General features: G+C 47.8%; 13 protein-coding genes and 2 tRNA genes. 10 read left to right on the top strand and 5 right to left on the bottom strand.

The window, feature by feature from the left end; all coding sequences use genetic code 11:
- Positions 1-134: 134 nt before the first annotated feature.
- The 4 genes from IC229_RS18435 to IC229_RS18420 all read left to right on the top strand — a co-directional run bounded on the left by IC229_RS18435 (position 135) and on the right by IC229_RS18420 (position 6855).
- Positions 135-1868: a hypothetical protein gene (locus IC229_RS18435; protein WP_190888480.1), complete on the top strand. Its 1734-nt coding sequence runs from the start codon at positions 135-137 to the stop codon at positions 1866-1868.
- A gap of 220 nt (positions 1869-2088) precedes the next feature.
- The gene (locus IC229_RS18430) at positions 2089-2394 is read left to right on the top strand and encodes an antibiotic biosynthesis monooxygenase family protein (RefSeq protein WP_190888479.1); all 306 of its coding nucleotides are present in this window, start codon (positions 2089-2091) and stop codon (positions 2392-2394) included.
- A 12-nt stretch (positions 2395-2406) separates the two neighbouring features.
- The gene (locus tag IC229_RS18425) at positions 2407-6393 is read left to right on the top strand and encodes a putative Ig domain-containing protein (protein WP_190888478.1); all 3987 of its coding nucleotides are present in this window, start codon (positions 2407-2409) and stop codon (positions 6391-6393) included.
- A 126-nt stretch (positions 6394-6519) separates the two neighbouring features.
- On the top strand, positions 6520-6855 hold the full coding sequence (locus tag IC229_RS18420) for a LytTR family transcriptional regulator DNA-binding domain-containing protein (protein WP_190888477.1): 336 nt from the start codon (positions 6520-6522) through the stop codon (positions 6853-6855).
- A 207-nt stretch (positions 6856-7062) separates the two neighbouring features.
- Here IC229_RS18420 and IC229_RS18415 read toward each other — a convergent pair whose 3' ends face one another.
- Positions 7063-7248, bottom strand: coding sequence for a hypothetical protein (locus IC229_RS18415; protein WP_190888476.1), 186 nt, complete (start codon positions 7246-7248; stop codon positions 7063-7065).
- 206 nt (positions 7249-7454) lie between these two features.
- Here IC229_RS18415 and IC229_RS18410 point away from each other — a divergent pair, with 206 nt between their 5' ends.
- From IC229_RS18410 to IC229_RS18395, 4 genes are all read left to right on the top strand, one after another.
- Positions 7455-8048: a DUF4142 domain-containing protein gene (locus IC229_RS18410; RefSeq protein ID WP_190888475.1), complete on the top strand. Its 594-nt coding sequence runs from the start codon at positions 7455-7457 to the stop codon at positions 8046-8048.
- 124 nt (positions 8049-8172) lie between these two features.
- Positions 8173-8370 (top strand): ribbon-helix-helix protein, CopG family, encoded by a 198-nt coding sequence (locus IC229_RS18405; RefSeq protein ID WP_190888474.1) that lies wholly within the window; start codon positions 8173-8175, stop codon positions 8368-8370.
- A gap of 401 nt (positions 8371-8771) precedes the next feature.
- Entirely contained in the window at positions 8772-9038 is a 267-nt protein-coding gene (locus tag IC229_RS18400; protein WP_190888473.1) for a hypothetical protein, read from the top strand.
- Positions 9035-9910 carry an IS3 family transposase gene (locus tag IC229_RS18395; RefSeq protein ID WP_262893397.1) on the top strand — a complete coding sequence of 292 codons (876 nt, stop codon included), beginning with the start codon at positions 9035-9037 and terminating at the stop codon, positions 9908-9910. Before IC229_RS18400 ends, IC229_RS18395 begins: the two co-directional genes overlap by 4 nt.
- A 357-nt stretch (positions 9911-10267) precedes the next feature.
- Here IC229_RS18395 and IC229_RS18390 read toward each other — a convergent pair.
- The 3 genes from IC229_RS18390 to IC229_RS18380 all read right to left on the bottom strand — a co-directional run bounded on the left by IC229_RS18390 (position 10268) and on the right by IC229_RS18380 (position 11471).
- Positions 10268-10353: transfer RNA gene (locus IC229_RS18390), tRNA-Leu, on the bottom strand.
- Between the two features lie 60 nt (positions 10354-10413).
- Positions 10414-10489: transfer RNA gene (locus IC229_RS18385), tRNA-Gly, on the bottom strand.
- 118 nt (positions 10490-10607) lie between these two features.
- On the bottom strand, positions 10608-11471 hold the full coding sequence (locus tag IC229_RS18380; protein WP_190888471.1) for a UbiA family prenyltransferase: 864 nt from the start codon (positions 11469-11471) through the stop codon (positions 10608-10610).
- A gap of 119 nt (positions 11472-11590) precedes the next feature.
- On the opposite strand from IC229_RS18380, the gene IC229_RS18375 reads away from it, so the two are divergent.
- A complete protein-coding gene (locus IC229_RS18375; protein WP_190888470.1) occupies positions 11591-12784 on the top strand; it encodes a type III polyketide synthase in 1194 nt (397 codons plus the stop codon).
- Here IC229_RS18375 and IC229_RS18370 read toward each other — a convergent pair.
- On the bottom strand, positions 12744-13484 hold the full coding sequence (locus IC229_RS18370) for a glycosyltransferase family 2 protein (protein ID WP_190888469.1): 741 nt from the start codon (positions 13482-13484) through the stop codon (positions 12744-12746). The two genes, IC229_RS18375 and IC229_RS18370, sit on opposite strands and share 41 nt — an antisense overlap.
- 237 nt (positions 13485-13721) lie before the next feature.
- On the opposite strand from IC229_RS18370, the gene IC229_RS18365 reads away from it, so the two are divergent.
- Positions 13722-14789, top strand: a complete 1068-nt coding sequence (locus IC229_RS18365) for a TerC/Alx family metal homeostasis membrane protein (protein WP_190888468.1) — start codon at positions 13722-13724, stop codon at positions 14787-14789.
- Positions 14790-14975: the final 186 nt, after the last annotated feature.

The raw sequence follows: 14975 nt of genomic DNA, 5'->3' as shown, positions 1-14975 counted from the left end.
AAAGAGGACGAATTTTAAATTTGGCTGACCGGTTGATCAAAAGATTCATGTTAATCTAGCCCATTTATTAACTTGACTACCTGGTATTGAGTCAATTGGTCAAATGAATCCTTCTCCCCTTAAGCAAACCGTTTATGGCTAAGCACGTACTTCTCTTTATTCCGCTCCTGCTGCTTTCTGGTCTCCTGCTCGCCCAGAGCACTTATGTGGTGAACTCGCCCAACACCAACAACCCACCAGTCTATGGTAGCTTTAATACCATAGTAGGGCCAACGGCGGGCAGTAGTGGCAGTCTGTCCGGTATCCGCAATGCGCTAGTGGGCTATGGGGCAGGCCGCGCCCTGACCACAGGGAATGACAACAGTTTTTTCGGGGTGGATGCTGGTCAGCAGACTACCAGTGGCAGCGGCAATGTGTTTGCAGGCTATGAAGCGGGCCTGAACAATACATCGGGTGGCGGCAATGTGTTTGTGGGGAAGATGGCGGGTCGAGCCAACACCACTGGCTACAATAACAGCTTTGTGGGCCTTCAGGCGGGCGATGCCAATACCACGGGTAGAAATAACAGCTTTGTGGGCACTGGAGCGGGCCTCAAAAACACCACCGGCAACTACAACAGCTTTGTGGGTACTGCTGCGGGCCTCTTCAACACCACCGGCTCCGATAATGTGTTCTTGGGATATGATACGGGCTTCAGCAATACCACCGGCAATTACGACAGCTTTGTGGGCACTTATGCGGGCCTGAGCAACACTACCGGCTCCAATAACGTTTTTTCGGGTTATCAGGCAGGGTATAATAACACCACCGCCAGCAACAACGTGTTTGTCGGCTTCAAGACGGGCTACAGCAACACGACCGGCATCGCCAATTTATTCATGGGCTCCTTCGCGGGCGCCAGCAGCAACGGCTCCTACAACCTGTTCATCGGCAACTCCTCCGGTCAGCAAACGACCTCGGGGGCAGGCAACACCTTCATTGGCAATGGCTCGGGCTATGGCAATACCACAGGTCAGAATAATACCTATATCGGCAATGGGGCTGGCTTCACCGGCAATGGGGCGGGTCAGAGCAACACCTTCATTGGCCAGAATGCGGCAGTCTCACCAGGTGCCGTGGTCAATAACTCAACGGCTATTGGGGTGGCGGCTCAGGTGTCGGCCGACAATTCGATTGTGTTAGGGGCTCCCAATCCGCTCTGGAAAGTAGGCATTGGTAACACGGCGCCCAACAACAAATTGGAGATTACCCATGGGACTTCTGGCCAGTCGGGACTGCGGTTTACCAACCTAACCAGTAACTCCCCTGCCTCAATAACCAATCAGTACAAGTTTCTCACCGTCAATAGTAATGGTGATGTGATATTAGCCAGTAATAACGGGTCGACTCGGGAAGGGGTAGCAGAGTCATTCTGGCAGCGAAAAGGTTCGTTTTTGCAAAGTACACAGAATGATGCGGTCATTATCGGGGAGGGGGTGAGCAAAACGCCGTCAGACTACAACCTGTTTGTAAGTAAGGGGATTCTAACCGAGAAAGTTAAAGTAGCGGTAAAGAACACCAGCGATTGGAGTGATAAGGTATTTGATGAAGGGTATACACTGAAAGGGCTGGCGGAGGTAGAGCGTTACATCAAAACTAACAAACACTTGCCAGGTATACCCTCGGCAAAGGAGGTAGTTGAGAAGGGAGTTGACGTAGCTAGGATGGATGCCAAGCTGCTGGAAAAGATTGAGGAACTGACGCTGTATAGCATTCAACAGCAGAAAGAGAATCAGGCCTTGAAAGAGCGAGTGACGGAACTAGAGAAACAGCAGGCCAAAGTCACCCAACTGGAAGAAATGTTAAAACGGTTTATGGAGAAGAAGTAAGAAACCCGGTCTTCATGACATGAAAGCCTGCTCGTACCGAGTGGGCTTTTTGTTTTGTCTAGCAACCCACTGTCAAAGCGAAAGGCATCTAAAAAAACTGCGTTTTTGCGGCTCAATTCTTCAAAATGCGACATGAGTTACCACATTGGAGACATTTGAGCTCACTTCATACTGTCCCTCCTCTCCACCTTTGCGCAGGACTTTTCGCTTCTTCTACCCTATGTATGTGCGTACCCTGGATGGACTACTGGCTGACTCTGAACAGCAACTGGCCATCGACTACATCCGCCAATCCATCGGCCCCGCCCTGCGAAGGCAGGCAGGCTTTGTGTCTGCCTGCTTCTGGCATAACCCTGCCAGCGGACAGAGCCAGCTGGTGCTAATCTGGGACTCGGAGGCTGACCGACAGCGGGCCGAAGCGGATGGTTTTCTCCGAACCCTGCTGGCTCATTTGGCTCAGTACTACGCAGCCCCACCACGCTACCAGCACTATGAAATTCATGTTCAAATCAATTCGCTCCGTTAAACCAACAAACCCATGCAATTGACTTTACGTTTTCTGACAATTTGTCTACTCTTGATGAGCCGAAGTGTTTTAGCTCAAACTGTTTATGTTACCCCCACGGGAGCGGGTAACCAGAGTGGCACTTCCTGGAGCAACGCCCTCTCCGGCACCGCTCTACAGGGAGCGCTGGCTTCGGCTCCTAGTGGCACTACGTTCCTGATCGGAACGGGTATGTATAAGCCTACTACAGGCACTGATCGAAGCGTTAGTTTTTCAATTCCATCAGGGGTGCACGTCTATGGGGGTTATGCAGGGAGTGGCTCTGAGTCGAATACACGTACCGCTTTTCCGTCCAGCACTACCTTCTCAGGCGATATTGGCACCATGGGAAATAGCTCAGATAACACCTACAATGTGGTACGTTTCCGAAATGCCACCGCTGATACCCGCCTGGATGGACTGGTGATTACAGGTGGCAATGCGAATGAAGGTTCCCGACTTTTTGGAGGTGGGATCTATAATGATGGAGATGGCAGTGGTAATAGCAGCAAGCCTACTTTAGTCAATCTGTCGCTGATAAGTAATTCGTCCAGTTTTGCTGGTGGTGCGCTCTATAATACTGGGGTTATTGGTGAAGCCAGTCCCCGACTTATTAATGTTGAGTTTAACACAAACTCGGCATCCCAGCGTGGGGGAGCTATCATGAACAATGGGGGCAACGGTAACGCCAGTCCTGTGCTAATTAATGTCAGTTTTAATAATAACGTAGCGGGCCTTGGCGGAGCGATATATAGCGAAGGGCTTTCAGGGAATAGTCATCCCCAGTTAACCAATGTCAGTTTTAGTAGCAATTCAGCTATTAGTTCTGGTGGGGCTTTGTTTAGCTATAATGCTAGTGTTAGCGTGAATAATGGGGTTTTCTTTAATAGTGGTGGCGCCAATACGTTTGCGGGTTTGAATGGCAGTGTTACTCTTCACTCCTCCCTACTGGAGCCCACCGTGACGAATTATACGACTGATCCATCCAACCTGACCACCACTACGTTCCCCTTTGTCTCCACCACCGATCTACGACTCCGGCCCGGTGCCGAAGCCATCAACACCGGCGATAACACGGCTTACACGACCGCTGGAGGCCCACTAACTGACCTGGGTGGTAACCCGCGCCGGTTAGGAACTATCGATATGGGGGCTTATGAATACCTGGCTTTTCCGGCTAACTCGGTGGTGTATGTCACTCCCAGTGGAGCGGGTCAACTCGATGGCAGCAGTTGGGTCAATGCCTTACAGGGTCAGGCATTTCAACCGGTGCTGGCCAATGCCACATCCTCTACCTTTCTGGTGGGAGCAGGACTCTATAAACCTACTACTGGCACTGACCGATCCGTTTGCTTTTCAATACCATCAGGGGTACAGGTGTATGGCGGTTATGTGGGTAATGGACCTTCGCCGGATACCCGCACTACGTTCCCCATTAGCACCACCCTGTCGGCTGATATTGGCACGCTGAATGATAACTCCGATAACTCCTTTAATGTAGTGAGATTTCGGAATGCTAGCGAAACCACCCGCCTGGATGGTGTTGTGCTTACTGGCGGAAATGCCACCCTACGATTTGACAGTGTTTTATACGTAGCTAGAGGGGGGGGCATCTTTAATGATGGCAGTGGAGAAGGTAATCGGAGTAGCCCCACCCTAGTCAATTTATGGCTGATAAACAATACAGCTACTAATGGTGGCGGGCTATACAATTGGGCATCCACTGGTACCACAAGTCCAAAGTTGATCAATGTGGGTTTTGAGAATAACTCGGCTACAAGGGGTGGCGCTATATTTAATTTCAGTGGTCTAGGGGTTAATAAACCCGTATTGGTCAATGTAAGTTTTAGGAACAACTCAGCTACCATACTTGGTGGCGCAATGTTTAATAACAACGCCGATGTCAGGGTAGCTAATGGGATTTTCTTTGGTAATGGTGGAGCCAATACTTTTAATAACATAGTATCAAGCCTAACCATTACCTCATCACTATTGGAACCTAGCGTGACTAGCTATGCAAGTGATCCCTCAAATCTGACGACTACCACGTCGCCTTTTGCCAGCGAGACGAAACTGCAACTCAACGCCTGCTCACCGGCCATTAATACGGGTAGCAACAGTGCTTACACCACCTTTAGTGGGCCACCCATTGATCTGGCTGGGAATGCTCGCTTTTATCAGAATGGACCCATCGATATGGGTGCCTATGAATTTCAGGGAACCCCAAGCCAGCCCCTAGGTATCACCCAACAGCCACCTAGCGGTACTGCCGTCTGTGCAGGAGCTACCCTCACTGCCACTGTTTCCGTTACAGGCAGTAACCCCACCTACCAGTGGTACAAGGATGGAGTCTCTCTGAGCGCTCAGCAGAGTGCCACCTTAACGTTGCCCAACGTAACAACCGCTCAGACAGGAAGCTACTCGGTAGTAATCACCAATGCCTGCAACAGTGTCACCGCTACCGCATTCAGCTTAACCGTTAATGCGCTGCCTACCCCCACTCTGGTGAGTAGTGGCACCATTACCTGCGCCCAGACCAGCGTTACGTTGACGGCGACTGGAGGGAGTAGTTACACTTTTGCTGGCTCGGGCATTGTGAGCCAGAATGCTACGTCGGGTACGGCGATGGTCAATGCACCAGGCCCCTACTCGGTCAGTGTCACTACATCTAGTGGCTGCTCCAGCACCACCAGCCTGACGGTGGAGCAGAATACCACGCCTGCCTCGGTGAGCATCAGCCCCGCTTCGGCTACCATCACCTGTAGCAATCCAGTGGTAAGTCTGTCGGCAGTAGGAGTTGGCACCTATCGCTGGAGCACGGGAGAAATAACGCCTAGCATATCGGTGAGTGTGGCGAATACGTATTCCGTTACATTGACGGGGGCCAATGGCTGTTCCAGTACAGCGAGTGCCAGCGTAATCTACCAGAACTGTGCACCGACAGTAGCCAACCTCATCCCGCCGAAATCGGCCACGATTGGCGACGCCTTCAGCTATACCATTCCGGCTAGTACCTTCACGGATCCCGAAACGCCCAATGCGCTAACCCTGTCGATGAGTGGCTTGCCCGCCGGACTGAGTTTTGTGGCTCCCAACACCATTACCGGTGTACCCTCCACGACGATTGGCACCCCTTTCAGCGTGACGGTGACGGCTACCGATCCGGGTGGACTTACCGCCAGCACCAGCTTCTTATTGAATGTGCAATCGCGCGGTTTCGCCATCACGGGTGTAACCATGCTGGACTGCAATCACATCAGCTACTTCGAACGGCGCATCAACTTCACGGTTAGTTTTGAAGGGATCAATGGACAGCCCATCAGCCTCTCAGTGGTCAATGAGACTAAGACGATTACTATCAATGAGCCCTATCAGCTGAATCTGTTTACCGATAATCCGGTGATCGTCTTTAAAGCCCGTCAGCAGGGTACATCGAGTGAGGCTAGCTTTGCCTACAACTGGCTGGCATTCTGTGCCAACGGCAACCCCAGAGTGGAGAATTCGATCCCTGCTCAGTCAGCGACGGTGGGCCAGCCGTTTAGTTATACCATCCCAGCCAACACCTTCACCGATGCGGAAACACCAAACAGTCTTACCCTCTCGGTGGTGGGTCTACCAGCGGGCTTAAGTTTTGTAGTTCCGAACCGAATCACAGGCACCGCTTCGGCTTCAGCCAGTGCGTTCTACAGTGTGACGGTGACGGCCACTGATCCGGCGGGTGGGTCTGTCTCGACGATTCTTCCCTTTAGTGTAGTGAATCCTGGCGGCTGTGGGAGTATGTTCACCCTGAAAGCGGGCGACTGGAATGACCCTGCGGTTTGGTCCTGTGGGCGTATTCCGGTGCTAACTGACGCCGTAACGCTTAACCATGTAGTGAGTTTACCCCCTACTTATCAGGCACAGGCGTTGCGAGTGATCTATTCGCCAACAGGACGGTTAATCTTTGGCTCGACTAGTCGGTTAAGGCTGGTCGGGAATTAACTGCTGAACGAAGTATGGGTAGTCTCGCAAAGTGAACCATCGTCTTTTCAAGACTACCCTCCATTACCAGCCTATACTGGCTCATGAAACCTTAGTTAAATACCGATACCAGTGCCTGCTTTTGTTATGAAATCAACACCCCATTTAAAGTCCCAGCTCCCCGATAGTGTACCCCAGGTAAGCTGGCTGAAGGCCGAAGGCAACTATACCCATGTGTATTTTCACAATGGCAGTCGGTCTCTGTCGGCCATCACACTATGTAAAGTCTGCCAACGCTATCCCTACCTGGTGCGGCTGAGCCAGCAGGTGGCGGTTGATCCTGGTCTGATTGTGGGCTGGCACCGGCCTGGGGTTAAACAGCTGGTGGTGGAGTTAGGTGGCTGTGGTAGTCCAGAGCGGGTGGCGGTCCCTCGTCGGCGCATCAGGGAGGTGCGGCAGCTCTTACGCCAGCTTCAGGTCTGATGTCACAACGCTTTTGCCTTACTACTACCATGTATAAAGGATACACTTGATTAGCTCAAATAGGCTTTGTAAACGCGATTTAAGGCATGGTCTGCCGTGATCTATCAACTATTGATTTTAGCAGATCGTAGCACTATGGATCTGTAATATGCCAATGTGGTATGTTGTAAGATACACCGTAAAGACTCATGCATGTATAACCATCTGCTAGTAGTGGCCTTTCCTATTCTTCTTGTTCTGTGATGCCTGAATAAGTGCCCAGGCTTTACGCTTTAGCTCCTGGTGCAGTTCTTTGTCTTTGGGAACAAAGGTCGTGCTGCGATCACTGGAACAGAATTCCCAGTAGTTACTGTCAGATGTGTCGGGAATGGCCGTATAAGTTGGTTCGTTCATTAGCCAAAGGTACCCTTTAATTGCCGGATAGACTATTGAAGGCAAGTGCATAAATCAGGGGGCTTCTCACCCACTTTGCTGTTGCAGTTCGCCGGTAGGTGAAGGTTTCTAGGCTAACAAAAGAAATGGAATAGGAACACAATCAACTGGAAACAGTTAATGAGTGCTTGGCAGTTAAAAGCCATATACTCATCTAAATCAATGTTATGCAAAATTCTGACAGTACAGCACGAAGAGATTTCTTCAAAAAATCCGCATCCGGCACATTAGCGCTGGGGGTAGGCATGCCTTTAATGTCTTCTCTGTTAACCGCTTTGAGCGCCGAAGCAAGTCCCCTAGCCGATTCCACACAAGCTGCCACGGAAAAGGAATTTCGTCAGGGGGTTATTGGACCCGCACAACTTTCGCTGGTCACCAGCCAGATTGCCGTTAGTAAGGCAACTAATAAATATGCCAAAGAATTCGCGGGCTTTGAATTGGAAGAGGCAAAAGCAGTAACCAGTGTACTCAAGGACTTAGGCACGCCCGTACCAGCCATGAACGCCAAAGCCCAGGCTACACTAACCAAAATTAAAACCGCCACGGGCGCGGCTTTTGATAAAGCCTATATCCAGGCCCAGCTCGAAAATCACGAGTTTTTGCGGGATTTAGCTCAGAATTATCTCAAAAACTCGGTGGGTAAAACCAGTCCAGCCGAAAGCCATACGCGACACCTGGCGACCTTAGCGCTGGCCGTCTTTAAGGAACACGTTGCCCTGACGAAACAGATTTTGGATCAGCAGTTGGGTGGCGCAGCCTAATGAGGTTATTCGTACCTGTTGAAAAGCCATACCTCGCTAGGTGTGGCTTTTTCTATGCCGAAGGGAAAGGGGATTGTAATGTAAGACAAAGTATTATATTTGTAGTACACAACAATACATTGCAATGGCAAAGGCAACTACCTCGTTTCGCCTGTCGGATACAACAAAAGAGCTTTTAGATGCTCTTGCTGATTTATTTAAAGAGAGTCAGACCGAAATAATAGAAAGGGCTGTGAAGCTACTTTACGAAGACCGAGAGCGTATAGCAAAAGCCGATATGGAGCAAAGGCTAGCGAACACAAAACGCAACAAGGTAAATTAGGTTTTTTTGTTTTGACAATTCATCGGAGAGGTAGTTTATAAACTAAATGTAGTACGTTGCTTTGCATTGTTTTACATTTTGATTATATTTGTCATATAGAGTCACAAGTCGAAATTCAGAAAAGGCGATATCGTATGCTACTGATTTCTGTGTACAGTAAATCGGTAAGCTTATGTATATTAGCGTATTACAACGAAATAAGAAAAGTAGAAAATCCCTTCATTTTAAGCGAAGGGTCGTTGAAGTCTATCGAGCGGAAATCGCTCAGCCTGCCGACATCCAACAGTACCTACACGTCTCACTGACCCAATTACGGCAGTTGAACCGATGACGGTCCGCCGTTGCGGTATTTCAAGCACCGATTAGCCCCTTATTTATACCCCTATCGCTGTTATAAAGCTATGAAAAAGCACAACCAAGATGCCTACGTCAAAGTCCTCGAACGACGTCTGGCAGCCACTGAAGACGAAAATAAATTGCTTAAACTCAAAGCCGAAGCCTTTGAAACAGCCATCCAAATTGCCGAAAAACAGTTCCAAATTCCGATCTTAAAAAAGTCTGGCCGCATCGGCGGTCCGAACCAAACAATCAACCAACTGACTCGTCGCTATCCCCTGGTGGGCATGGATCAGTTATGTGGATTGTTTGCGGACGCCGCGCGGGCTTGACACGACAAGCTTGGTATGCGGCTACCCGGCGTCAGGAAAAATTGGGCTTTCAGGCCAGCATTGTCCTGGCTGAAGTCAGACGATTACGAAAACAGGTTGCGGGTCTAGGAACTACTAAACTGTATGAATTGATGCAGGATTTTTTGACATCTCATCAAATCAAGTTAGGGCGAGATAGATTACATAACCTCTTAAAAGGCAATGGTTTACTACTAACAAAAAAACGGTATCGAATCAAGACGACCGACTCTGATCATGACTTAGAGAAGCACCCTAACCAAGTTAAAGAGCTCAAACCAGATCGAGTTGGTCAACTCTGGGTGAGCGACCTGAGCTATATTCGGGTGGGGATCGGCTTTGCTTATTTGTCGGTGATTATGGATGCATATTCGCGTAAAATTGTGGGCTGGTCATTCCATAAAACGTTAGAAGCCAAAGGGCCCGTAGCGGCTCTAGAGATGGCGTTAAAAACGCGTAGGCAAACCGATCAACCGCTTATTCACCACTCGGATCGGGGTGTTCAATATTGTTCTGGAGTTTATGTGGATCGGCTGCACCAAGCCAAGATTACCATTAGTATGACCGAGTTAGGTGATCCAAATGAGAATGCGTTAGCGGAGCGAGTTTTTCGAACTTTAAAAGAAGAGTTTCATCTCTGGGGGTTCCCTACTTTTAGCATGGCTGAAACGGCTATCGAGCAGGCTATTGTTGCCTATAATTCGTTACGGCCGCATGCGTCTTTGGGCTATAAAACGCCTAATCAGGCTCATCAAGGAAAGGGCTATCAACCGTTAAAATGGTATCCTTATAAAAAAGTGCGGTTTGGAAATGTACAATATCAGACTGATAATCAGTTTTGTTCTTCTTTGTAAACCTATTCTAGTAGCATACGACCCCTAAAACTCAAATCAACGTTTACAACATCGTCAATGAAGGCAGTAACTATATTTATACAATAGAGGGCAAAATCGGCCCTGTAGACATCGAAGCTCTGATAAAGCAAACCAAAGATAGTACGGAGCTTCTAAATGCTCAGTTTGATCTAGAAAAAGCTAAAGCTCAATTAGAAGAAGTGCGCAACGGAAAGAAGTACAGTAAGCTGAAGTGACTAAACCACCATTCGCCACCTACTGCGAGCCTCTTTTATAATTGTTACAGTATGGTTACAGTCAAATCATAAAAAAGGGTTGCAAGTACCTGTAAATAAGATACTTGCAACCCAACAACAGTACCAGGAGCGGGAATCGAACCCGCACGGCCCGTAAGGACCACAGGATTTTAAGTCCGGCGCGTCTACCTGTTCCGCCATCCCGGCAATCCATGTCCAGCCAAGCTGGACATTTACAAAAAAAGCACCGGGGACGGTGCCTTTTCGTGGAGCGAAAGACGGGGTTCGAACCCGCGACCTCGACCTTGGCAAGGTCGCGCTCTACCAGCTGAGCTACTTTCGCGATACCAATTCTGCCTGCTTCAGCGAATTGTGGATGCAAATTTAGGGTGTTTTTATGGTTTGTCAAGCCTTACGACTAAAAAATTTATTGATGTGCACCCTTACCATACGTTGTTAGCTTATGAATGTGTCAGGAAAATCAGCAATATAAAATAACTGTTCAGGCAAATACCTGATAACCACATCATCGTCATAGTTGAACGATAGTTCGCCTGATCTGCATCCTGATAAACTTTCCAGAGCCAGTGTAGAAAATAAATAACAGCAGGCGACAGAAATAGCAGATAGAGGTAAAAGTATAAGCTTCCTTCAAAATAAAAATAGAAGGCAATTAATGATAGCAGATACGTAACTATGGCGCAGACGAAGGTTCCTCGTATACCCAATAATAAGCTGAATGTCTGATCGCCACGGCGAGCGTCTTCCTCGTGCTGGTAAACCTGTGTAACCGGATAAAGAGCCATCAGGTTTAACGTACCCAGCAAACCACCAAACAGTAAATTCGGCTGAGTGAATGCAGATAGTGATAAATCATTGATGGCGATATAGCTCATGATATACGTAGTGCCCCCCTGCAGGGCACTGATAAGCACCCAACTAAGAATCGGGTATTTTTTCAGGCGAATGCCGTCATAACTATATGCTTTCGTAGTGAAACCGTAAATAAGCAGATAAACTACAAAAGGCCAGCCAACAAATGCCCCTAGTATCAATGCCACAATATCGAACGCCCAGGAAACCCAGTACAGCGTTTTGGTAACGGGTGGCGGAGTCTCCAGTCCCCCAATACTCCCCTCATCTTTGTCGTAATAGCTGTTGTAGGCGTTACTGGCCGGATACAGTAATAAATGCACGATGAGCAATACCGCAATAGTACGTCCAATATCAGGCGAGGGCGACTGACTGACTGCGAACCAGAAAATGGGAAGCAGAAAAAAAGAGAAAGGCACCCGAAGATGCAACCAAACCGTGCGTGCAGTCATGACGTATATAGCTGAGTAGTGAGCAAATTACATAACTTTCGGAATACGCCGTTGTTATACATAGTTGCCGGTCTTCCGTATTCGGCAACAATAACCTTATTGCCTCGAAAACTTACGAAATGCATCATCCTTCGCGTAGTTTTATCAACAGTATCGGAACTGCCGTACCTGATTATGTCTGTACGCAAAGTCAGGCAGCCGAATTTATGGTCGACGTGCTTCAGCTAGATGAACAGGATAGCCGTCGGGTTCGGGCGCTTTACCGGCATACGCGAATTGATAAACGGCATACGGTATTGGCCGATTATACGCATCCTAAAGAAGAATTTACGTTTTATCCTAACACACCGGGTCTAGAGCCTTTTCCTACAGTTCGACAACGGATGGAGGTTTACCGACGAGAAGCCGTTCCATTGGCGCTACGTTCCATTCACGACTGCTTTAGCCGTTATCCTGATTTCGACCCGCAAACCATCACGCATCTCATTACAGTCAGTTGTACAGGCCTATACGCGCCAGGGCCGGATATTGAATTGATTGAAGCATTAAGATTACCTACTTCGACCCAGAGGTTGGCCATTAACTTCATGGGGTGCTACGGTGCCTTTAATGGATTAAAAACAGCCGATGCTATCGTTCGAGCCGATCCTGATGCCAAAGTACTGGTTGTCTGCATAGAACTGTGTAGCATCCATTTCCAGAAGAAAACCGATACCGATTACCTCCTCTCGAACGCTTTATTTGCCGATGGATCAGCTGCTGTGCTGGTTGAAAGTCGGCCGCGGCCTGACCAGTCGTTTTTGCTACGTTCGTTCTATTGTGATTTGTTGCCTGAAGGCAAAGACGCTATGGCCTGGCACGTGAGCGATTTTGGCTTTGAAATGACGCTGACAGCCCAAGTACCTATATTTATCCAGCAAGGCATCAAGCAGTTAATGAATCGGTTGCTGGCCCAGTGCTGTCTCACATCAGACGATGTTGGCTATTATGCCCTACATCCCGGTGGCCGACGTATTCTGGAAGTAATTGAGGAGCAGTTAGGCCTCAATTCGTATGATAACCGTTTCGCGTATGACGTGCTACGTCAGAACGGCAATATGTCGTCGGCTACGGTTCTTTTCGTCCTGAAAGAAATTTGGAATGAATTATCCTCCGGTCTAACCGATTTTAAATCTAATCAACCAAACATTCTGAGTTGTGCGTTTGGCCCCGGACTAACGCTCGAATCCATGATTCTGGAAGCGGTAATGGCAGAATCTGTTCAAGCCAAACCTATTTCAGAATATTCCAGTGCATCAGTCCAACTTTTGTGAGGAAATAAAAGAGCGAGGTACGTAGCACACCTAATCCATAAATCGAACTACGGCGGAAGTTTATAGAGGAAGCTTCTTCAAAGTATTTTGTAGGACAGGTTACTTCAGCAATTTCGAAGCGTTTAAAAAATATCTGAGCAATCATTTCATTATCGAAAATGAAATCATCGGAGTTGTGCGTGAAATCTAAACTACGTAACACTTCGCCCGAAAACGCCCGGTAGCCCGTGTGGTACTCTGAAAGTTTCTGATTCATCAGCAAATTCTGCGTTAAGGTCAGAAACCGGTTGGCAATGTACTTATACATTGGCATCCCTCCTTTCAGCGCCCCTTTACCTAATATTCGAGACGCAAATACGACCGGATATAATCCGTTTCCGATGATTGAAATCATAGCCGGCAATAGCAAAGGAGTGTACTGATAATCAGGATGAAGCATCACCACAATGTCGGCACCGAGTTCGAGGGCTTTTGCGTAGCATGTTTTCTGATTTCCACCATAGCCCCGATTTTTATCATGTCGGATAACGTGCCGGATACCTAATTGGCGCGCAATTTCAACGGTATTGTCAGGGCTGGCGTCATCGACCAAAATAACTTCATCCACCAGGTCGAGCGGAATTTCACGATACGTCCGCTCCAGGGTTAGGGCCGCCCGGTAAGCGGGCATCACTACAACGACTTTTTTGTTGTTAAACATAGTTCAAAAGTAAGGAGTCGATAGCATTGAGCCAATAATTTTAGCCCTTTGAGTCAGTTCCTTCCGACGATTGGACGTAGATTTGTCAGTTAACCAAACCAATGCCTGGTGAATCATTGTTTTCCAGGCAATTGTATCTGTACTTTATCAAACTTCAACTAACGTAATATCAGGTAAGCATTCATATCACTACGTTACTGATACGTATGCTCTTGCCCGTAGTTCGTATATACCATCATGCTGTCCAGCGAAACAGTTTTTTTTCTTGCATTTGCTACGTTTGTCCTCTTCATCATGGCGTTAGACCTTGGTGCTTTTTCGAGAAAGAACCAAAGTCACGTTGTTGAGTTTAAAGAAGCAGCCATATGGAGTGCCATTTGGGTAGCTCTGTCAGTTGCTTTTTATTTCTTCCTCAAGAATTTCGGTTACCTCGTTCACGGTATCGAAAACTTTGCTCACTTACAGGAAGTCCGTAATCAATACGCTGAACATGTCGAATTAATACCCGGCAATTTTGCGGCCAGTTTAGCTCGATTCCAGAATAATATGTCGCTGGAATACATTACCGGTTATCTGGTCGAATACTCGCTTTCTGCCGACAACATCTTCGTATTCATCCTGATTTTCAACTCGTTCGGTTTACAACAACGGTATTATAAGAAGGTATTAGTCTGGGGGATTTTGGGAGCTATTGTACTCAGATTTATTTTTATTTTCGTTGGTTCCGCTCTAATTCAGCGCTTCGAGTGGATTCTGTATTTATTCGGCGCATTCCTGATGTACACTGGCTTTCAGCTTTTTTTCCAGAAAGGAGAAGACGAAAAGATCGAACCAGCCAAGCATCCGGTAGTGCGGTTTGCCAGCAAATACCTCAATATTTACCGACGTAATGTAACCGATAATTTCTTTGTCCGACGGAAAACCGACAATAAGTTGTTCGTAACACCCCTGTTTATCATTGTGATTGTGGTGTCGTTCACAGACCTTGTTTTCGCGGTTGATTCCATACCGGCCATTTTTTCGATCACCAAAGATCCCTATATCGTCTTTTTCTCGAACGTATTTGCCATCATGGGACTTCGTTCAATGTTCTTCTTCCTGTCGAGCATAATGGGAAAATTCCGCTTCCTGAAAGTGGGTTTGGCGGTGTTACTGACGTTTATAGGTACGAAAATGCTGACCGAACATTGGCTGGCCGAATATGGCTTCAAACCTGTCTATTCGCTTTATATCATTGTCGGCATTCTGGGCATCAGCGTTTTAGCCTCCTTGCTCATTCCTGAAAAGAAAGAAGAAATGCAATAAACATCGAAAAGAGCAGTACCAACGTGGTGTGCTACGTTGATATCGAGCCTTTGAAAATGGATGCCTGATTCCAACTTATCAACGTATCATCAATACGTTCGTTATTGGTCGACGTATTGATGATACTTCCCTAACGTAGCAACTGCTACGTTGACAAGTAAGATTAGCTGGTGCGATTTCGTTTAG

This window comes from Spirosoma profusum (genome assembly GCF_014699005.1).
Taxonomy (GTDB): domain Bacteria; phylum Bacteroidota; class Bacteroidia; order Cytophagales; family Spirosomataceae; genus Spirosoma; species Spirosoma profusum.
This window is presented reverse-complemented; position numbering and strand designations above follow the sequence as displayed.